This window comes from Pseudomonas sp. 1121_17, from assembly GCF_052850745.1.
Genome location: NZ_VXCX01000012.1, coordinates 70,202 through 90,943, shown reverse-complemented (window position 1 = coordinate 90,943; position 20,742 = coordinate 70,202). Strand labels below are relative to the sequence as shown.

Genomic DNA, 20,742 nt, shown 5'->3' with positions numbered 1-20,742 from the left:
ATAAAAAAAACAAACATGTCGAGGAAAATTTGATGCGTATCGTTCGTCAATTGCTGGGCGCCGCTATCGCGGCCGCTGTTATCGCTTCGCCGGCCATGGCTGCAGAGCTGACCGGCACCCTGAAGAAGATCAATGACTCGGGCACCATCACCCTGGGCCACCGCGACGGTTCCATTCCGTTTTCCTACATTGCCGATGCCTCGGGCAAACCGGTCGGCTACTCCCACGACATTCAACTGGCCATCGTCGAGCACCTGAAAAAAGAGCTCAACAAGCCGGATCTGAAAGCCAGGTACAACCTGGTTACTTCCCAGACCCGTATCCCGCTGGTGCAGAACGGCACCGTTGACGTCGAGTGTGGTTCCACAACCAACAACGTCGAGCGCCAGCAGCAGGTCGATTTCTCGGTAGGCATCTTCGAAGTAGGTACTCGCCTGCTGTCGAAAAAAGATTCCTCCTACAAGGATTTCGCTGACCTGAAAGGCAAGAACGTGGTGACCACCGCCGGTACCACGTCCGAGCGCATCCTCAAGGCCATGAACGCCGACAAGCAGATGGGCATGAACGTGATTTCCGCCAAGGACCACGGCGAAGCCTTCCAGATGCTCGAATCCGGCCGTGCAGTCGCCTTCATGATGGATGACGCCCTGCTCGCCGGTGAAATGGCCAAGGCCAAGAATCCAAACCTCTGGGCCGTGACCGGCACCCCGCAATCCTATGAAATCTACGGCTGCATGGTGCGCAAGGGTGATGCACCGTTCAAGCAAGCCGTCGATGACGCGATCGTTGCGCTGTACAAGTCGGGCGAGATCAACAAGATCTACGACAAATGGTTCACCCAGCCAGTCCCACCAAAAGGCCTGAACCTGAACTTCCCGATGAGCGATGAGCTGAAAGAGCTGATTGCCAATCCTACCGATAAAGCGGCAGACGAAAAGAAGTCCTGACCCGCAGCTAGTTAGTGTCTAACCTTTCATCCGAGGGCGCTCGCGCCCTTGGATGTTCGAAGGTGCCCGTGAAACAACGATCCGAGGGGAAATCCCGATGAATTACAACTGGGACTGGGGCGTGTTCTTCAAGTCCACTGGCGTCGGCAGCGAAACTTACCTGGACTGGTACATCACCGGCCTGGGCTGGACCATCGCCATTGCCATCTGCGCCTGGATCATTGCCTTGCTGCTGGGCTCGCTGCTCGGCGTCATGCGCACCGTACCGAACAGGCTGGTATCAGGGATCGCTACCGCCTACGTCGAATTGTTCCGCAACGTGCCGCTGCTGGTGCAGCTGTTCATCTGGTACTTCCTGATCCCCGACCTGTTGCCCGAAGGCTTGCAGGAATGGTTCAAGCAGGACCTCAACCCGACTACCTCGGCATTGATCAGCGTGGTCATCTGCCTGGGCCTGTTCACCGCAGCGCGGGTCTGCGAACAGGTGCGTACCGGTATCCAGGCACTGCCACGCGGGCAGGAATCTGCCGCTCGGGCAATGGGCTTCAGCCTGGCCCAGATCTATCGCAACGTACTGCTGCCGCAAGCGTACCGGATCATCATTCCGCCGCTTACCTCGGAATTTCTCAACGTCTTCAAGAACTCCTCGGTCGCCTCGTTGATCGGCCTTATGGAGCTGTTGGCGCAAACCAAACAGACCGCTGAATTCTCGGCCAACCTGTTTGAGGCCTTCACCCTGGCCACCTTGATCTACTTCACCCTGAACATGGGCCTGATGCTGCTGATGCGCATGGTCGAGAAGAAAGTGGCCGTACCTGGCCTGATTTCCGTAGGAGGCAAGTGATGGAACTGGACTTCTCGGACATCATCCCCGCGCTGCCGGGCCTGTGGAACGGCATGCTGATGACCCTGCAATTGATGGTCATGGGTGTGGTCGGCGGTATTGCCCTGGGCACCGTGCTGGCGCTGATGCGGTTGTCATCGAGCAAGCTGATGGCAAACATTGCCGGCGCCTACGTCAACTACTTCCGCTCGATCCCGCTGCTGCTGGTGATCACCTGGTTCTACCTGGCAGTGCCGTTCGTGCTGCGCTGGATCACCGGCGAAGACACACCAATCGGTGCGTTCACCTCGTGCGTCGTGGCCTTCATGATGTTCGAAGCGGCGTACTTCTGCGAAATCGTCCGCGCCGGTGTGCAGTCTATTGCCAAAGGCCAGATGGGTGCTGCCCAGGCGCTGGGCATGACCTATGGCCAGACCATGCGCCTGATCATCCTGCCGCAGGCGTTTCGCAAGATGACCCCACTGCTGCTGCAGCAGAGCATCATCCTGTTCCAGGACACTTCGCTGGTTTACACCGTGGGCCTGGTCGATTTCCTCAACTCGGCCCGTGCCAGTGGCGATATCGTCGGCCGCGCGAATGAGTTCCTGCTCTTCGCCGGTCTCGTCTACTTCATTATCAGCTTCTCCGCTTCATGGCTGGTCAAGCGCCTGCAAAAAAGGATCACCGTATGATTTCCATCAAGAACGTCAACAAGTGGTACGGCGACTTCCAGGTGCTCACCGACTGCACCACCGATGTCAAAAAGGGTGAAGTGGTCGTGGTCTGCGGGCCTTCCGGTTCGGGCAAGTCGACCCTGATCAAGTGCGTCAATGCGCTGGAGCCGTTCCAGAAGGGCGACATCGTCGTTGATGGCACCTCGATCTCTGACCCGAAGACCAACCTGCCCAAGCTGCGCTCGCGGGTCGGCATGGTGTTCCAGCACTTCGAGCTGTTCCCGCACCTGACCATTACCGAGAACCTGACCATCGCGCAGATCAAGGTGCTTGGCCGGAGCAAGAAAGAAGCCACCAAGAAAGGCCTGGCCCTGCTTGAGCGGGTTGGCCTGTCAGCCCACGCCCACAAGCACCCTGGCCAGCTCTCCGGCGGTCAGCAGCAACGTGTGGCGATTGCCCGCGCCCTGTCGATGGACCCTATCGTCATGCTGTTCGACGAACCAACCTCGGCACTTGACCCGGAAATGGTCAGCGAAGTGCTCGACGTAATGGTCCAGCTTGCCCACGAAGGCATGACCATGATGTGCGTGACCCACGAGATGGGCTTTGCTCGCAAAGTGGCTGATCGGGTGATTTTCATGGACAAGGGCAACATCGTCGAAGACTGCACCAAAGACGAATTCTTCGGTGATCAGACTGCCCGCGACCAGCGCACTCAGCACTTCCTCAGCAAAATCCTGCAACACTAAGCCGGCCGCAGCGCCCCTGGTTCGGTCCGATCCGGGCTGGGGGTGCTGGTCGTGACAAGGCTACTGTGATGAAATGCGACCCCTCGCTCCTGCGCCCTGCCCTGCCTGCCGTGAAATCCCGTCTGATCCGCCAACTGCTGTTACCACCTCTGATCATCCTGCTGATGGTCGGCCTGGGCCTGATCGGCTATGTGCTCAGTGACAACAGCGGTATTCGTATCCTCAGCGAAAACGGCGAACGGCAACTCGAGCTGCACGCGCGCACAGTCGAGAGTGAAATCAGCAAGTACACCTATCTGCCGAGCCTGCTTGAGCTGGAAGACAGCGTATCGCAACTGCTCAGCGAGCCTGAGGGCGGTGCGCGGCAGAGCGTCAACGAATACCTTGAAGGGCTCAACCGTCGTAGCCGCAGCCGGGCCATCTTCGTCCTCGATACCAGTGGCCGAGTCCAGGCGACCAGCAACTGGCGCGACGCTGATTCATTTCTGGGTGAAGACCTGTCTTTCCGTGCCTATTTCCAGGACGCGGTGCGGGGCGAGCCTGGGCGCTTCTACGGCATCGGCAGCACCACCGGCGAAGCCGGCTACTACCTGGCTCACGGCCTGGAAGAGCACGGCAAGATCATCGGCGTGGCCGTGATCAAGGTCCGCCTGGACACCCTCGAAGAACGCTGGCAGCGTGCCCGCCTCGAGGCTTTTGTCAGTGATGAAAACGGCATCATCATCCTTTCCAGCGACCCAGCGAGGCGGCTCAAGGCAGTCCGTGCACTGAGTCCGCAGACCAAGGAACGCCTGGCGCGCAGCCTGCAATATTACTGGTGGCCACTGAACGAGCTGGAGCCGCTGGCCCGCGAAACCCTCGCCGATGGCGTCGAGAAACTGACCTTCCCGGCCAATAGCGAAACCGCCCAGGGCAAATTGCACGAGGTCACCTACCTGGCGCAGACCCGTCGCCTGGCTGATACACCGTGGCACTTCACCCTGCTCACGCCACTGCAGGACCTGCGCCGCGAGTCGATGATCCAGGGCGTGCTGGTCGCGGTGGCCTTCGCCTTGCTGACTATCCTTGGCATTGCCTGGAACGAACGGCGCAAGGTCATCGCCACGCGCCTGGCCGCACGTGAGGCGCTGGAAGAAGCCAACAGCCACCTTGAACGCAAGATTGCCGAGCGCACGGCGGACCTGCGCGCCAGCAACGAACGCCTCAAGGGCCAGATTCGCGAGCGCCGGCATGCCGAACAGACCCTGCGCCAGGCGCAGGACGAGCTGGTCCAGGCCGGCAAGCTGGCGGCCATCGGGCAGATGTCGACCAGCATCGCCCACGAACTCAACCAACCGCTGGCAGCGCTGCGCACGCTGTCGGGCAATACCGTGCGTTTCCTTGAACGCGGCGCACTGGAAACTGCCAGTGCCAACCTGCAGACCATCAACGGCCTTATCGACCGCATGGGGCGGATCACCGCCAGCCTGCGCTCGTTCGCCCGCCGCGCCGATGACGGTGGCCAGGCTTCGCTGGCACAGGCCGTGGAGGCCAGCCTGCAGGTCTTGGCCAACCGGATTGCCGGCAGCCATGTGCAGCTGCACAATCTGTACGAGGATCAATTGCTGGCCATCGATCAGACCCGCCTCGAGCAGATTCTGGTCAACCTCATCGGCAACGCGCTGGACGCCATGGCCAGCCAGCCGCAGCCGCAGCTGTGGCTGGAAGGTGAACTCCAGGCCGACAAATACCGGTTGCTGGTGCGCGACAATGGTCACGGTATCGATGACGATACGCGCAAGCACCTGTTCGAGCCGTTTTTCACGACCAAACCGGGCGAACACGGCCTGGGCCTGGGTCTGACCTTGTCAGCAAGCCTCGCAGCTGCCGCCAAAGGTTCACTCAGCGTCGAGCATCCCGCCAGCGGCGGTACGGCGTTCGTCCTCGCCCTGCCGCTGGTCAACGCCCCCACAGAACCGCCACAGCAGCCATGAGCGAAGGGTCCCCATGAACCAAGCACCCTTGACCGTCCTGATCGTCGAAGATGACCCGCATGTACTGCTCGGCTGCCAGCAGGCGCTGGCTCTGGAAGACATCGCCTGCGAAGGCGTGGGCAGCGCCGAGCTTGCCCTGGAGCGCATCGGCGACGACTTCGCCGGCATCGTGGTCAGCGACATCCGTCTGCCCGGCATCGATGGCCTGGAGCTGCTGAGCCGACTCAAGGCCCGTGACCGCGGCCTGCCGGTGGTGCTGATCACCGGCCACGGCGACATCGACATGGCTGTCGGCGCAATGCGCAACGGCGCCTACGACTTCATGGAAAAACCGTTTTCGCCCGAGCGTCTGGTCGAAGTGGTACGCAGGGCCCTGGAACAACGCGGCCTGGCCCGCGAGGTGGTGTCATTGCGCCGCCAATTGGCCAGCCAGAGTACGCTGGAGGGCCGCATCATCGGCCGCTCACCGGCCATGCAGGAGCTGCGCGAACTCATCGCCAATGTCGCCGACACCTCGGCCAATGTATTGATCGAAGGTGAGACCGGCACCGGCAAGGAACTGGTCGCCCGCTGCCTGCACGACTTCAGCCGGCGCCAGGCGCAACCGTTCGTCGCGCTCAACTGCGGCGGGTTGCCGGAGAACCTCTTCGAAAGTGAAATTTTCGGCCACGAGGCCAATGCCTTCACCGGTGCTGGCAAGCGCCGCATCGGCAAGATCGAGCATGCCAACGGCGGTACGTTGTTCCTCGACGAAGTCGAGAGCATGCCGATCAACCTGCAGATCAAGCTGCTGCGCGTGCTGCAGGAGCGGACTCTGGAGCGGCTGGGCTCGAACCAGAGCATTGCAGTGGATTGCCGCCTGATTGCCGCGACCAAGTCTGATCTGAATGCGTTAGGCCAGAGCGGCCAGTTCCGCAGCGACCTGTATTACCGGCTCAATGTGGTTACCCTTGAGCTGCCGCCGCTGCGCGAACGACGTGAGGATATCCTGCAGTTGTTCGAGCATTTCCTGCAGCAGTCGGCGCTGCGCTTTGACCGCGAAACACCTGAGCTGGACAGCCACACCCTGTCGCGGTTGATGTCCCACGACTGGCCAGGCAACGTTCGCGAGCTGCGCAACGTCGCCGAACGCTATGCGCTTGGCTTGCCGGCATTCAAGAAAACCGCCAGCGGCGGCGCCAGCCAGGGCCTGGGTTTTGCCGAAGCGGTTGAGGCATTCGAGCGCAACCTGCTCAGTGATGCGCTGCAACGCAGCGGCGGCAACTTGAGCCAGGCCAGCCTGGAGCTGGGCATGGCCAAGACCACGCTGTTCGACAAGGTGAAAAAATACGGCCTCGGCTGACCTCAACTGCTACGGGAAAATTCTGTGGACCTGGTATTCAAAGCGGCCCTCGGCGCCGGTGTGGTGATTCTGCTGGCGCTCCTGTCGAAGACTCGTAATTACTACATTGCCGGGCTGGTGCCGTTGTTTCCGACCTTCGCCCTGATCGCTCACTACATTGTCGGCAAGGGCCGCTCGATCGAGGACCTGAAGACCACCATCCTGTTCGGCATGTGGTCGATCATCCCCTACTTCATCTACCTGCTGTCATTGTATGTGCTGGTCGAGCGCATGCGCCTGGAAGCATCGCTGGCACTGGCCACGCTGGCCTGGCTGATTGCGGCGACCGTGTTGGTGACGGTCTGGGTGCGCCTGCACTGAACATTGCCCGCTGCTAAAGCCTAGCAAGGTGCCCGAGTTGCTCGCCCTGGGCAGCCTTCAGGTACGGTAATACCGCGCCCAGCAAAGGCGCCTTGAACAGCGCTTGAAAACGATGCGCCAGCCCCGCGATCAAGCGTAACTGGCTGCCCTGGATATGCGCTGCAGGTGCTCCCCATGCATCACCGGCAACAGCGGGTCTGCCGTTCCGTGCACCACCAGGGTCGGCACGCGCAGTTGATTGAGCAGCCCGACCCGGCTCGGTTCGGCCAACCAGTATCTGGTCGGCGAACGCGTCCAGCAGGGCAATACCTACCGCATCACCGGGGTTAGTGGCCACACCGAAATCTACGTCCAGGAGGGCAGCGGCAATTTTACCTTGAGTAATCCGCCAGTGCTGCCGCCGACCCAGCAGCGCTCGCTGGCAGCCAGGCTTGACTATCTGCTGACGGAAAAGGCGGTCGACATCCAGCGCTTGGGCACTTTGGTCGAACTGCGCAAGCAGGCTGATGGACGCCGCGACTTCATGCAGGTATTCGTTGTCCGGGATCTGCAGCAGTACATCGAACGCATGACAACAGCGCCAACATGAGCGAAACTCACGCACTATCGCGTTTAGCTCCGGAGTTGTTCGTGCTTGAAATTCGTCACCTGAAAACCCTTCATGCACTGCGCGAATCCGACAGCCTGGTTGAGGCCGCCGAGCGCTTGCACCTGACCCAGTCGGCACTCTCGCATCAGTTCAAAGAGCTTGAAGAGCGCCTGGGCATGCCGCTGTTCGCACGCAAGACCAAACCGATTCGCTTCACCAGCGCCGGCCTGCGCCTGCTGCAACTGGCGGACGCCACCCTGCCCTTGCTGCGCGGCGCCGAACGCGACATCGCGCGGCTGGCCGGTGGCACTGCAGGGCGCCTGCACATGGCGATCGAATGCCATAGCTGCTTCCAATGGTTGATGCCGACCATCGACCAGTTCCGCGATGCCTGGCCGGAAGTCGAACTGGACCTGGCCTCTGGTTTTGCCTTTGCCCCGCTGCCGGCGTTGGCCCGCGGCGATCTCGACCTGGTGGTGACCTCCGACCCCCTCGACCTGGCCGGGATCACTTACGTGCCGCTGTTCACCTACGAGGCAATGCTGGCGGTAGCCAACCAGCATGCGCTGGCGAGCAAGCCTTACATCGTCCCGCAGGATCTGGTCGACCAGACCCTGATCACCTACCCGGTGGAACGTGACCGTCTCGACATCTTTACCCGCTTTCTCGAACCCGCCGACATCGAGCCCGCCGCCATCCGCACCTCGGAGCTGACGGTGATGATGATGCAGCTGGTGGCCAGCGGTCGTGGCGTCTGCGGCATGCCGCACTGGGCCTTGCATGAGTACAGTTCGCGCGGTTATGTGAAGGGCAAGCGGCTGGGCGAAAAAGGCCTGTTTGCCACGCTCTACGCCGGGGTGCGCACAGACATGCTCGACGCACCGTACATGCGCGACTTCCTGCTGACCGCCAAGGACACCTCGTTCGCCACCCTTGATGGGGTCAGCGCGGTGCGTTGAGCAACCGGCGGTACAGCGGCAGAATCAGGTCGCGGGTCAGCGGCGCCAGCAGGGGCGCCTGCTGTTGCTCGGTGCCCAGCCAGAGAACTTCTTCGATCTCGGCGGCCGGTGCCACGGCATCAGCGCAGTCGACCAGGTAGAGCTCGCACTGTACCTCGAAGCCAGGTTCGTTCGCTGCCGGCGCGCTGAACTGGCCTAGGTACTCGGCCGCAGCGGCATCGATGCGCAGGCCGAGCTCTTCTTCCAGCTCACGGCCCAATGCTGCCAGCGGCGTTTCCCCGGCATCGATCTTGCCGCCTGGCTGCATGAACGCCTGAGTGCCACGCTTGCGCACCAGCAGCGTGCGCCCTTGCGGGTCGATGAGCAGAGCGGCGGCGATGCGGATGATGTTCGGCATGGATAACTCGGGGCGGGATTAAGCCGGCGAGGATAGCCGATCCAACCTCCCCGCGTATCAAGCACACGCCGCTAGACGAACGGCCCCTTGCCAAGTGCGCGTTCGAGCGCCATAACCAGAACATGAACCTGCCTACCTCGCAGCACCCTGCCCTCGCGCTGTTTCACCCCGCCGTCAGCAGCTGGTTCCGCCAGCGCTTCGCCACGGTTACCGATGCTCAGGCCCGTGCCTGGCCGCTGATCCATGCTGGCCAATCGGTGCTGCTGACGGCGCCGACCGGCTCGGGCAAGACCCTCAGCGCTTTTTTGGCAGTACTCGACGAGCTGTTCCGCGAGGGTCTGGCCAATGACGGTCAATTGGCCGAGCAGACTCAGGTCATCTACGTGTCGCCACTCAAGGCACTGTCCAACGACATCCGTCTTAATCTGCAGGCGCCGCTCGAAGGCATCAGCCAGGTGATTCAGGCGCAGGGGCTACAGGCGCCGCAGATCACCACCGCGGTACGCACCGGCGACACCCCGCAAAAAGAGCGTGCGGCGATGCGCCGGCGCGCGCCGCATATTCTGGTGACCACGCCTGAATCGCTTTATGTGCTGCTCGGCTCGGCGTCCGGGCGCGCAGGTCTGGGCAGCGTGCACACGGTCATCGTCGACGAGATCCACGCCGTGGCCGGCAACAAGCGCGGCTGCCATCTGGCGCTGACGCTGGAGCGCCTGCAAGCCCTGACCGGCAAGCCATTACGCCGCATCGGCTTATCAGCTACACAGCGCCCGGTCAAACGCGTGGCGCAGTTTCTGGTCGGCCAGCAGCGGCCCTGCGCCATCGTCGATGTCGGCCACGCGCGCCAGCGCGATCTGGCCATAGAGGTGCCGCCGGTGCCGCTCGGCGCGGTGATGGCCAGTGATGCCTGGAACCTGGTCTACGACCGCCTAGCCGAGCTGGCCCGCGCCCACCGAACGACTCTGGTGTTCGTCAATACTCGCCGACTGGCCGAGCGTCTGACTCGCCACCTTGGCGAGCGGCTTGGCCAGCAGGTGGTTGCCGCGCACCACGGCAGCCTGGCCAAGGAGCACCGCCTGCTGGCCGAGCAGCGCCTGAAGGCTGGCGAGCTGCAGGTGCTGGTCGCCACCGCATCGCTGGAACTGGGCATCGATATCGGCGAGATCGAGCTGGTCTGCCAGATCGCATCGCCGGGTTCGATCGCGGCGTTCATCCAGCGCGTTGGCCGCTCTGGCCACCAGGTCGACGGCACGCCCAAGGGGCGCCTGTTCGCCACCTCCCGCGACGACTTGATCGAATGCGTGGCGCTCCTGGAATGCGTGCGCCGCGGCGAACTGGATGAGCTGCACCTACCCAAGGCGCCGCTGGATGTGCTGGCCCAGCAGATCGTTGCCGAAGTCAGCAACCAGCCCTGGTCGGAGCAGGACTTGTTCGATTGTCTGCGCCAGGCCGCACCATTTGCCGCGCTGGAGTATGAGCACTATCAGGCACTGCTGCGCTTGCTTGCCGAAGGCTACAACGGCCGCCTCGGCGTGCGCGGTGCGTATGTTCACCGTGATGCGGTCAGCGGCATGTTGCGCGGCCGCCGCGGCAGCCAGCTGACGGCCTTGACCAGCGGCGGCACCATCCCCGAGAACGCCGACTACAGCGTGCTGCTCGAGCCCCAGGCGCTGAACATCGGCAGCGTCAACGAAGACTTCGCAGTCGAGAGCATCACCGGCGATATCTTCCAGCTCGGCAATGCCTCCTACCGCATCCTACGGGTCGAGGCCGGCAAGGTACGGGTCGAGGATGCGCGCGGGCTACCGCCGACCATCCCGTTCTGGCTTGGTGAGGCGCCCGGGCGCAGCGATGAACTGTCGACGGCAGTCGCACGCCTGCAAAGCCAACTCGATCAGCAGTTGCAAGCCAGCCAGGGTGCGTTTGAACCGGTCAGCCAGTGGCTGGCAACTACGTACCAGCTAGATGACGCCTGCGTCAGCCAACTGGTCGATTATCTGGGGCGCACCTGGCAGGTGCTGGGCGCTTTACCGTCCCAGCAGACGCTGATCATGGAGCGCTTTTTCGATGAGTCCGGCGGTACTCAGCTGATCATCCACTCGCCCTACGGCAGCCGCATCAATCGCGCCTGGGGGCTGGCCCTGCGCAAACGCTTTTGCCGCACTTTCAACTTCGAGCTGCAGGCGGCGGCCAGTGAAGACGCGATCGTGCTGTCGCTGTCTGCTGGCCACAGCTTCGAGCTGGATGAAGTGTGGCGCTATCTCTCGAGCAACAGCGCCGAGGCGATCCTGATCCAGGCGGTGCTCGACGCGCCCCTGTTTGGCGTGCGCTGGCGCTGGATTGCCTCGGTCGCGCTGGCCTTGCCGCGCTTTGTCGGCGGGCGCAAGGTGGCCCCGCAAATCCAACGGATGAAGAGCGAAGACCTGGTCGCAGCAGTATTCCCCGACCAACTGGCCTGCCTGGAAAACATCGCCGGCGAGCGGCAGATTCCTGAGCATCCGCTGGTTGCCCAGACCTTGTACGACTGCCTGCACGAAGCCTTGGACAGCGACGCCTGGCTGGCCCTGCTCAAACGCATGGAAGGCGGTCAGTTACGCCTGATCAGCCGCGACCTGCCGGCACCTTCGCCGTTGGCAGCGGCTATTCTCAATGCCCGGCCCTATGCGTTTCTGGACGATGCACCGCTGGAAGAGCGACGCACCCAGGCGGTGCTCAACCGGCGCTGGAGCGAGGTCGACAGCGCCGATGAACTCGGTGCGCTGGATGCCGACGCTATCGGCGCGGTCGCAGCGCAAGCCTGGCCGCAACCGAGCAACAGCGACGAGATGCACGAAGCGCTGATGAGCCTGGGTTGCATCACCCAGGCCGAGGCAGCGGCCAATCCGGGCTGGCTGGCGCTGCTGCAGCGGCTGGCCAAGAGCGGTCGCAGCAGCCGTCTGGACGGCCCCGAGCAGCCGCTGTGGGTGGCCCGTGAGCGCTTGAACCTGTTCAACGCGCTGTACCCGCAGGCACTGTTCGAGCCGGCCGTGACCTTGTTACCGGGCTTCGATATGCCGGTCGATGCCGACAGCGCCCTACCCGAGCTGCTGCGCTCTCGCCTGAGCGGATGCGGCCCGCAAAGCCGTGAGCAGATAGCCGCACCACTGGGCCTGCCGCCGGCGCAGATCGAGCAGGCCCTGGCCGCCCTTGAACAACAAGGTGTGCTGTTGCGCGGCTATTTCAGCCCAGGCGCGCAGGCACTGCAGTGGTGTGAACGGCATCTACTGGCGCGCATCCATCGCTACACGGTCAAGCGGCTGCGCCGGGAGATCGAACCGGTCAGCCTGCAGGACTACATGCGCTTCCTGTTCGACTGGCAGCATCTGGCGCAGGACCAGCGTATGCGCGGCCGCGAGGCGCTCGGCGAAGTACTCGGCCAACTGCAAGGGTTCCCCGGCGGCGCCGGTGCCTGGGAGGCCGACCTACTGCCGGCGCGCATCAGCGATTACAGCCCGCTGTGGCTGGATGACGCCTGCCGCAGCGGCCAATGGACCTGGAGCAGGCTGGCGTCAACTGCGGCCAGCAGCACCTTGGCGAGTACGCCACTGGCACTGTTGCCACGCGGGCAGCTGAGCCTATGGCGCAGCCTGACCAGCACACCTGAGGTCGCCAGCCTCGGGCCGCGGGCGCAGCGTGTGCATGCCGCACTGCAGGCACATGGGGCATTGTTTTTCGAGGAGCTCTCACAGGAGGCGCATCTGCTGCCCAGCGAGCTGGAAACCGCATTGCAGGAATTGGTCGGGGCCGGCCTGGTCGGCGCCGACAGTTTCATCGGCTTGCGCTGCCTGATCACCCCCGCCGCCAAGCGCAAACCGCGTATCAGCCGGCGGGGTCGGCCACCGTTGTTCAGCGACATGGCCCACGCCGGGCGCTGGGCACTGCTCCGGCGCACCAGCGACGAACCCGATCACGACCTGCGCCTCGAATACATAGCGCTGGCGCTGCTGCGCCGCTACGGGGTGATCTGCTGGCGTCTGCTGGCGCGTGAGTCGGACGCGCTGCCAAGCTGGCGTGAGCTGCTGCGCTGCTACCAGCGCCTGGAAGCCCGCGGCGAAATCCGCGGCGGGCGGTTTATCGCCGGGCTGGCCGGCGAACAATTCGCCCTGCCGGACGCAGTCGGGCTGCTGCGCCAGGTCAGGCGCAGGCCGCTGGATGGCGAGCTAGTGCTGATCAGCGGCAGCGATCCACTGAATCTGCTTGGTACCCTGCTGCCAGGCGGCAAACTGCCGGCAGTGGCCGGTAATCGGCTGCTGTACAAGGACGGTGTGCCCGTGGCAACGCGGGTCGGCGGGCGCTATGTGTTTCTGCTCGAGGCAGCTGCCGAGGAGCAGGATGGCTGGCGGCAAAAGCTGCTGCGCGGTTGACTGCGCTGGCCATGTGCCGGGCGTTAGCGCTATGGTCGTGGTTTGCCCCAGGCCCTGAGCCTGACCGAGCCATCGCAAGGATTTCGTATGAGCCTGTCACTTCTCAGCCGCTATGCATTTTTCGCCGCATGCGTCCTGTTCACCCTCGCCAGCCTGCCGTTCATCCATCATGAATGGCTCTGGCCGCTCACCCTGACCAGCGCCGTACTGAGCCTGATCGGCGTGTTCGACCTGCTGCAAAAGCGCCACGCGGTGCGCCGCAACTACCCGATCCTGGGCAATATTCGCTACCTGGTCGAGGCCATTCGCCCAGAAATCCGTCAGTACCTGCTGGAATCCGACAGCGACGCCCTGCCGTTCTCCCGCGCTCAGCGCTCGCTGGTTTATGCGCGGGCCAAGAACGAGGCGTCGGACAAACCCTTCGGCACCCTGATCGACGTTTACCAGTCGGGCTTCGAGTTCATCGGCCATTCGATGCGCCCGGCGCCGCTGGCAGACCCAGCCAGCTTTCGGATCATCATCGGCGGCCCGCAGTGCACTCAGCCGTATTCGGCATCGATCTTCAACATCTCGGCGATGAGCTTTGGCTCGCTTAGCGCCAACGCCATTCGCGCACTCAACCAAGGCGCCAAGCTGGGCAACTTCGCCCACGACACCGGCGAGGGCAGCATCAGCCCGTATCACCGCGAACACGGCGGCGACCTGACCTGGGAGCTGGGTAGCGGCTACTTTGGCTGCCGCACCGCCGACGGTCGCTTTGACCCCGAGCGCTTCGCCGAACAGGCACGCAACCCGCAGGTGCGGATGATCGAGATCAAGATGAGCCAAGGCGCCAAGCCGGGCCATGGCGGGATCCTGCCCAAGCACAAGGTCACCGCCGAAATTGCCGAAACCCGCGGCATTCTGATGGGTGAAGACTGCATTTCACCGTCCCGTCACAGCGCCTTCTCGACGCCTATCGAGTTGATGCAGTTCATTGCCCGGCTGCGCGAGCTGTCCGGCGGCAAGCCGGTTGGTTTCAAGTTCTGCCTGGGGCACCCGTGGGAATTCATGGGCATCGCCAAGGCCATGCTCGAGACCGGCATCCTGCCCGACTTCATCGTCGTCGACGGCAAGGAAGGCGGCACCGGCGCCGCGCCGGTGGAATTCACCGACCATATCGGCGTGCCCCTGCGTGAGGGGCTGCTGTTCGTGCACAACACCCTGGTCGGGCTGAACCTGCGTGACAAGATCAAGCTCGGCGCCAGCGGCAAGATCGTCAGCGCCTTCGACATCGCCAGCGTGCTGGCCATCGGTGCCGACTGGGCCAACTCGGCGCGTGGCTTCATGTTTGCCATCGGCTGCATTCAGTCGCAAAGCTGCCACACCAACAAGTGCCCGACCGGGGTCGCCACCCAGGACCCACTGCGCCAGCGGGCGCTAGTGGTCCCGGACAAAGCCAACCGCGTCCTCAACTTCCACCACAACACCCTGCGCGCGCTGGCCGAAATGCTCGCGGCGGCTGGCCTGGAGCACCCGGCGCAGTTGGAGGCCAAGCACTTGGTACGGCGGATTTCGGCAACCGAAATCAAGCTGTTCTCGCAGATGCACGTGTTCCTCAAGCCGGGCGAGCTGCTCACCGGCGAGGTCGATGGGCAGTTCTATTCGCGGATGTGGCAACTGGCTCGGGCCGACAGCTTCGAGCCGCACAGCGAGCAGGCCGCCTGAGCGTTTGCAGCAGGTGTCGGCAGTGTCAGCGCGGCATGCCGCCGATGCCGCTCACAAAATTTTCACCTGCTGCGGTCAGCGTCTAAGCTTCAGACACGCAAGACGAAATTACTTGGCCGGATAGATGACTATGGGCGCACAGTGGCAATCGGAACCCTCCAGCACCCAAGCACCTGAAGCAGGTCTGGATAATGCTCCGCAGCCAAAACCACCTCGTCAGCGCAGGTTGTGGTGGCGGTTGATCATTCTCGTCGTGCTGCTGGCGATGATTGCCATCGGCTTTGCGGCCTATGACGAAATGCAGACCTCGAACCTGCAATCGCGCGAGTTCAGCCGCCTGGCCGCGACCTTGACCTACAGCTTGGAGCCAGGCCCCAGCGATGCCATCGTCTACCCCGGTGAAGGGCCTTTCGACAAGCGCCTGGGCTACAGCGCGCTGGGTGAGTTTCTGCCGCGTCTGCTCAAGCGCGATTACCTGATCAGCGAGCAGGTCCGGTTTTCTCCGGCATTGATGGACTATGTCGACCATGGCCTGTTCGTGCCTTTTGTCGAGAAGATCCAGGCGGGTTTGACCATCACCGATTGTCGCGGCGACATGCTCTACCAGTACAACTACCCGCAGCACCTGTACCCGGACTTTGCCGCGATCCCGCCGGTGATGGTCAAGAGCCTGCTGTTTATCGAGAACCGCGACCTGCTCGACCCGGCCGACCCGCGCAACAACCCGGCAGTGGATTGGCCACGCTTCGCCAAAGCCGCCTACAGCCAGATTGCCAAGTACTTCGCCCTGCCCGGCCAGTCGGCCGGCGGCAGCACGCTGGCCACCCAGCTGGAGAAATACCGCCACTCACCGGACGGCCTGACTGTTTCGGGGAGCGAAAAACTGCGCCAGATGCTCTCGGCCAGCGTGCGCGCGTACAAGGGCGGCCCTGATACCACCGAGTCGCGCCAGCGCATCGTGCGTGATTACCTCAACAGCGTGCCGCTGTCGGCAGTACCTGGCCACGGCGAAGTGCACGGCATGGCCGAAGGTTTGCGCGTCTGGTATGGCGCGGACTTCGATCAGGTCAACCGCGCCCTCGCCTCGACTGCCACTGATGCCGACAGCCTTGCCGAGCGGGGCCTGGCCTTGCGCCAGGTGCTGTCGTTGATGATCGCCCAGCGCCGCCCTTCGCATTACCTGTCCAAAGGCCGCATCGAGCTGGCCGAACTGACCGACTCGCATATTCGCGTGCTGGCTGCGGCGAATATCATCGAGCGGCCACTGGCGGATGCCGCGTTGACCAGCAAAGCGCGCTATCGCGATTGGGTAGCGCAGCCGACCATCGTCCCGATCATCACCAACAAGGGCATCAGCCTGGCCCGCAACCGCCTGGCCGGGATGCTCAACCGGCCTCTGTATGACCTCGACCGCCTCGACCTGTCGGCCACCAGCACCCTGCAGGGTGATCTGCAGAACCAGGTCAGCGACTACCTGAAAAAACTCTCCGACCCAGCTTTTGCCGGGGAGATGGGCCTGATCGGCGAGCGCCTGCTGACCAGCAAGACTACCGATCAGGTGCGCTACAGCTTCACTCTGTTCGAACGTACCGCCGATGGCTCGCGGGTTCGTGTGCAAACCGACAGCACCGACCAGGCCTTCGATATCAACGAGGGCAGCAAGCTCGAGCTGGGCTCCACTGCCAAGCTGCGAGTGCTCACCACCTACCTGCAGATCATCGCCGAGCTGCACGACAAATATGCCGGCAAGCCAGTCAGCGAGCTGAAGAAGGTGGATGTCGCCGAGCTGGACCGGTTGACCCAATGGTCGCTGGAATGGCTGACCCTCAACAGCAAGAATCAAAACCTCGATGCGATGCTCGACGCAGCGCTTGAGCGCAAATACTCGGCCAATACCGGTGAGGCATTCTTTACCGGCGGTGGCATGCATGTGTTCAACAACTTCCGCAAGGAAGACAACGGTCGCAACCCGACCCTCAAGGACGCACTGCGCGAGTCGATCAACCTGCCGTTCATTCGCCTGATGCGCGACATCGTCCGCTATGTGACCTACCAGCAACCGTTCAACCGGGCGATGCTGCTCAAGGACGATGGCGACCCGCGTCGGCAGGAATACCTGGCACGCTTTGCTGATCGCGAAGGCAGCAACTACCTCATGCGGTTCTGGAAAAAGTACCAGCGCAAGACCTCGCAACAGCGCCTGGATACCTTCCTCGACAGCATGCGGGTCACCCCCCAGCGGCTGGCAGCGGTGCACCGCTATCTGTTCCCGGAAGCCTCCCAGGAAACCTTCAACGCCTTCGTCCGCGCGCACAGCAAGGGCGACAAAAAAGCCTTGGCCAAGCTCGACGACGGTCGCCTGTCGCAGATGTACGACAGTTACGGCCCCGGCAAATACGACCTGCCCGACCAGGGCTTTATCGCCAAGGTGCACCCGCTTGACCTGTGGCTGCTCGGTTACCTGCTGAAAAACCCCGGCGCGAGCCTGAGCGAGATGCTCAATGCCGGTCGGTTCGAGCGCCAGGAAGTCTATGGCTGGTTGTTCAAGAGCCGCCACCAAGGTGCCCGTGACAGCCGTATCCGGACCATGGTCGAGATCGAGGCGTTTCTCGATATACATCAACGTTGGAAGCAGGTCGGCTACCCGTTCGATCATCTGGTGCCATCCCTGGCCACCGCCATCGGCAGCTCGGGCGATCGTCCGGCAGCGCTGTCCGAGCTGGTCGGGATCATCCAGAACGACGGTGTGCGCTTGCCGACACTGCGCCTCGACACCCTGCACTTTGCCGCCAATACGCCGTATGAGACCAAGCTGATCAGCGATCCGGACCGCGGCAAGCGGATTCTGCCGGTTGAAGTCGCACGCGCGCTCAAAGGCGCGATGTCGCAAGTGGTAGACGCCGGTACGGCAAGGCGTATCTCCGGCAGCTTCAAGCTGCACGATGGCACGCCACTGGTGATGGGCGGCAAGACCGGTACCGGCGACAACCGCATCGAGAGCTTTGGCGCTGGCGGTCGGCTGATCGGTTCGCGCTCGCTGAACCGCACCGCAACCTTCGTGTTCTTCCTGGGCGACAACCACTTCGGCACCCTCACCGCCTTTGTGCCTGGGCGCACGGCGGAGGCCTTCACCTTCACTTCGGCATTGCCAGTGCAGGCGCTGAAAGGGATGGCACCGATCCTGATGCCGTATCTCGAACCAGGCAGTAGCACCGAGTGCAAACCACCTCAGTTAGCGGCCAATCACTGACAGCACAGTCACCGCCCGGACAACCCGGGTGGTGACTGATCGAATAACCAAATGAGAATCATCGCTATCTTTGGCTTGTCTTAAGATATATCTTGAGTAGTATCTAACGATATATCGCAGACGGAGCCCTTAAACCATGCGTGATCACGATCCCTTCGACCGCCGCCCCGCCCGCGGCGAACGCGGCCCGCGGGTATTTGCCCCCGGCGACCTGAAATTGCTGCTGCTGGCCATGCTTGCCGAACAGGCCGGCCATGGCTACGACCTGATTCGCCAGATCGAGGCGTTGTTCGATGGCAGCTATAGCCCGAGCCCCGGCGTGATCTATCCAACCCTGAATTTCCTTGAAGAAGCCGAACTGATCAGCGGCCAGGTCCAGGGCAGCAAACGCCTTTACGCCATTACCGATGCCGGGCGCACTGCCCTGACCGAGCAAGCCGTCGCCGTCGATGGTGTGCGCATGCGCATCGAAGTCAGCAAGCGGGCACTGCGTGGCCATGATCGCCCGCCGGAAATTCATGAGGCCGTGGGCAACCTGCGCCATGCCCTGCATATGCACAGCGGCCGCTGGAGCAGCGCCGAGATCGAGCGGGTCAGCAACCTGCTCAACGACACCGCCAAGGCCATTGCCGCCGGCCCGGCCGATTCCGTCACGGAGAACACTTGATGAACAACAGCATTCACCGCGTCAATCACGAAATCAAACAGCGTCGGCTGCAGGTACTGCGGGTGACCGATCTGACTCCGCGCATGCGCCGCATCACTCTTGGCGGGCCGGAGCTGACAGGCTTTGTCAGCCTCGGCAGCGACGACCATATCAAGCTGTTGTTCGGCGTGACTGCTGCCGAACAGGCGGCCATCGACGCGCGCCAGTCGGGCCGCGACGGTGGCGCTCGGCCGACGATGCGCGAGTACACCCCGCGCCGCTATGACCTGGCCAGCGGCGAGCTGGATATCGACTTCGTCCTGCATGGCGACGGCCCTGCTTCGACCTGGGCTGCTCAGGCTGAACCGGGCCAAGTGTTGAACATAGCCGGGCCAAGGGCTTCGCTGGTGGTGCCGGACATTTTTGACAGCTACCTGCTGATTGGCGACGAGACGGCGATCCCGGCCATTGCCCGGCGCTTGCACGAGTTGCCGGCAGGTCGCCGGGTGCTCGCGCTGATTCAGATTGCCGACGACCAGGAACGCCAGCCGTTGCCGAGCCAGGCTGAGGTCGAGGTGATCTGGGTGCAACGTGACAAGCAGGACCTGCTGGCAGTGATCAGCGAGTTGCCTTTGCCGGAGGGCGAGCTGTACAGCTGGGTCGCGCTGGAGAAGTCTTTGACTCGACAGGTCAAGACCTTGCTGCTGGAAAAAGGCGTTCACGAGGATGCCTTGAAAGCCGCCGCCTACTGGCGCGCCGATGGGAGTACTGACGACGAGTAGTCTCAGTCGAGATACAAGGAGCGGCCTTGTGTCGCGATAGGCCAGCGAAGCTGGCCCGGCGATATCAGCGGCGAAGCTAAAAATGTGGGGCCGCTTCGCAGCCCTTTCCGACCGGTCCGGCGCCCCGGCAAGGCCGCTCCTACAGGAACCGCGCATGACCCAGGAATGACGTGGTCAGGGTAGCGGCTGCGTCCTTCGCCGCCCCTGCCAGCGATCCAGCGCCAGCAATACCAGCCCGATCGCCCAGAACGCAACCAACACCACCAGCGCATTGATCATCACCTGCCCATAACCAAGGCTGGCGACATCAATGAACGGATAGGGATAAACCCCGATCTGCTGCCCACGCCACAACGTATAGGCGAAATACACCGCCGGATACAGGCTCCACCAGCCCAGGTCAGACAGGCGCAGCTCCCCCTTGGGCACCACTCGCCACCAATACACTACAAACAGCAGCGGCATCACGTCGTGCAGCAACTCGTCCGCAAGCCATTGCCAGCCCTGGGGATGCCACAAGTGGCGCAGCAGCAAGCTGTAGGCAATCGACACCAGCACAATGCTGGCAGCAATGCCTGAGCTGACCCTCGCAGACAAGAACCAACGCCGTGCCGCCGTGGCGTGGCCAAACGCCGCGTAGCTCAGCACGGTCGCCACCAGCGTATTGCTTAAGACGGTGAAAAAGCCGAACAGATTGATCAGCCCGCCAATCAGGCTGGCCTGCTCCTGCCAGCGCGCCAGCAACACCAGGTACAGCTGCACACTCAAGCCGAACCAGCCCAGCAGCGCTGCCAGGCTCAGCCATTGATGACGAGCCATTCAGCCTTTGCGCTGCAGCTTGATGTACAGGTATTCGACCTTCTCTCGTGCCCACGGCGTCTTGCGCAAAAAGGCCAGGCTCGACTTGATCGACGGATCGCTCTTGAAGCAGCGCACGTCGATGCGTTCGGCCAGGCCTTGCCACTGGTAGTGAGCGACCAGCTCGGTGAGGATCTGCTCGAGCGTCTTGCCGTGCAATGCGTTGTGGTTGGCCGTGCTCATGCGAGGCTCCTGCGGTGAAAAGAGGCGCAGATTACACGAGTGTAGAAGCAAAAACCTCTGGCCAGCGCTCAATCAGGCAATGTTATAGTGTAACAACACT

17 protein-coding genes and 1 pseudogene are annotated in these 20,742 nt (G+C 62.8%); 14 read left to right on the top strand and 4 right to left on the bottom strand.

The features are described from left to right. The first annotated feature begins 32 nt into the window (after window positions 1-32). From FW789_RS20035 to FW789_RS20005, 7 genes are all read left to right on the top strand, one after another. Entirely contained in the window at window positions 33-947 is a 915-nt protein-coding gene (locus tag FW789_RS20035) for a glutamate/aspartate ABC transporter substrate-binding protein (protein WP_207073256.1), read from the top strand. Window positions 948-1,044: 97 nt separating this feature from the next. Then, on the top strand, window positions 1,045-1,791 hold the full coding sequence (locus FW789_RS20030) for an amino acid ABC transporter permease (protein ID WP_103438369.1): 747 nt from the start codon (window positions 1,045-1,047) through the stop codon (window positions 1,789-1,791). Further along, window positions 1,791-2,462: an amino acid ABC transporter permease gene (locus tag FW789_RS20025; protein ID WP_101321854.1), complete on the top strand. Its 672-nt coding sequence runs from the start codon at window positions 1,791-1,793 to the stop codon at window positions 2,460-2,462. The genes FW789_RS20030 and FW789_RS20025 overlap by 1 nt, the downstream gene beginning before the upstream one ends. Next, window positions 2,459-3,193, top strand: a complete 735-nt coding sequence (locus FW789_RS20020) for an amino acid ABC transporter ATP-binding protein (protein WP_446431935.1) — start codon at window positions 2,459-2,461, stop codon at window positions 3,191-3,193. Before FW789_RS20025 ends, FW789_RS20020 begins: the two co-directional genes overlap by 4 nt. A gap of 68 nt (window positions 3,194-3,261) precedes the next feature. Then, window positions 3,262-5,166: a sensor histidine kinase gene (locus FW789_RS20015; RefSeq protein ID WP_103438370.1), complete on the top strand. Its 1,905-nt coding sequence runs from the start codon at window positions 3,262-3,264 to the stop codon at window positions 5,164-5,166. A 13-nt stretch (window positions 5,167-5,179) separates the two neighbouring features. Next, window positions 5,180-6,508 (top strand): sigma-54-dependent transcriptional regulator, encoded by a 1,329-nt coding sequence (locus tag FW789_RS20010; RefSeq protein ID WP_101321857.1) that lies wholly within the window; start codon window positions 5,180-5,182, stop codon window positions 6,506-6,508. Window positions 6,509-6,532: 24 nt separating this feature from the next. Further along, window positions 6,533-6,868 (top strand): GlpM family protein, encoded by a 336-nt coding sequence (locus FW789_RS20005; protein ID WP_103438371.1) that lies wholly within the window; start codon window positions 6,533-6,535, stop codon window positions 6,866-6,868. A 13-nt stretch (window positions 6,869-6,881) separates the two neighbouring features. Here the strand turns inward: FW789_RS20005 and FW789_RS20000 are convergent. After that, window positions 6,882-7,138: pseudogene (locus tag FW789_RS20000) on the bottom strand (alpha/beta fold hydrolase); the annotation flags it as partial. On the opposite strand from FW789_RS20000, the gene FW789_RS19995 reads away from it, so the two are divergent. Continuing rightward, window positions 7,107-7,457 (top strand): hypothetical protein, encoded by a 351-nt coding sequence (locus FW789_RS19995; RefSeq protein WP_427117118.1) that lies wholly within the window; start codon window positions 7,107-7,109, stop codon window positions 7,455-7,457. The pseudogene FW789_RS20000 and the gene FW789_RS19995 sit on opposite strands and share 32 nt — an antisense overlap. A gap of 41 nt (window positions 7,458-7,498) precedes the next feature. Beyond that, a complete protein-coding gene (metR, locus tag FW789_RS19990) occupies window positions 7,499-8,416 on the top strand; it encodes a transcriptional regulator MetR (RefSeq protein WP_101321860.1) in 918 nt (305 codons plus the stop codon). Here metR and FW789_RS19985 read toward each other — a convergent pair. Continuing rightward, entirely contained in the window at window positions 8,400-8,813 is a 414-nt protein-coding gene (locus FW789_RS19985) for an NUDIX hydrolase (RefSeq protein ID WP_411562660.1), read from the bottom strand. The two genes, metR and FW789_RS19985, sit on opposite strands and share 17 nt — an antisense overlap. Window positions 8,814-8,935: 122 nt before the next feature. Between FW789_RS19985 and FW789_RS19980 the strand changes: the two genes are divergently transcribed. The 5 genes from FW789_RS19980 to FW789_RS19960 all read left to right on the top strand — a co-directional run bounded on the left by FW789_RS19980 (window position 8,936) and on the right by FW789_RS19960 (window position 19,601). Continuing rightward, window positions 8,936-13,216, top strand: coding sequence for a DEAD/DEAH box helicase (locus FW789_RS19980; RefSeq protein WP_446431934.1), 4,281 nt, complete (start codon window positions 8,936-8,938; stop codon window positions 13,214-13,216). 87 nt (window positions 13,217-13,303) lie between these two features. After that, window positions 13,304-14,923 carry an FMN-binding glutamate synthase family protein gene (locus FW789_RS19975; protein ID WP_103438375.1) on the top strand — a complete coding sequence of 540 codons (1,620 nt, stop codon included), beginning with the start codon at window positions 13,304-13,306 and terminating at the stop codon, window positions 14,921-14,923. 130 nt (window positions 14,924-15,053) lie between these two features. Beyond that, entirely contained in the window at window positions 15,054-18,173 is a 3,120-nt protein-coding gene (locus FW789_RS19970; protein ID WP_103438376.1) for a transglycosylase domain-containing protein, read from the top strand. A 136-nt stretch (window positions 18,174-18,309) separates the two neighbouring features. Continuing rightward, window positions 18,310-18,840 (top strand): PadR family transcriptional regulator, encoded by a 531-nt coding sequence (locus FW789_RS19965; RefSeq protein ID WP_103438377.1) that lies wholly within the window; start codon window positions 18,310-18,312, stop codon window positions 18,838-18,840. Then, on the top strand, window positions 18,840-19,601 hold the full coding sequence (locus tag FW789_RS19960) for a siderophore-interacting protein (protein WP_411562658.1): 762 nt from the start codon (window positions 18,840-18,842) through the stop codon (window positions 19,599-19,601). The genes FW789_RS19965 and FW789_RS19960 overlap by 1 nt, the downstream gene beginning before the upstream one ends. A gap of 174 nt (window positions 19,602-19,775) precedes the next feature. On the opposite strand, the gene FW789_RS19955 is transcribed toward FW789_RS19960, so the two are convergent. Both FW789_RS19955 and FW789_RS19950 read right to left on the bottom strand, forming a co-directional pair. Then, entirely contained in the window at window positions 19,776-20,420 is a 645-nt protein-coding gene (locus FW789_RS19955; RefSeq protein ID WP_103438379.1) for a Pr6Pr family membrane protein, read from the bottom strand. Beyond that, complete coding sequence (locus FW789_RS19950; RefSeq protein ID WP_101321868.1) at window positions 20,421-20,642, bottom strand: VF530 family protein; 222 nt, start codon at window positions 20,640-20,642, stop codon at window positions 20,421-20,423. Window positions 20,643-20,742 lie beyond the last annotated feature (100 nt).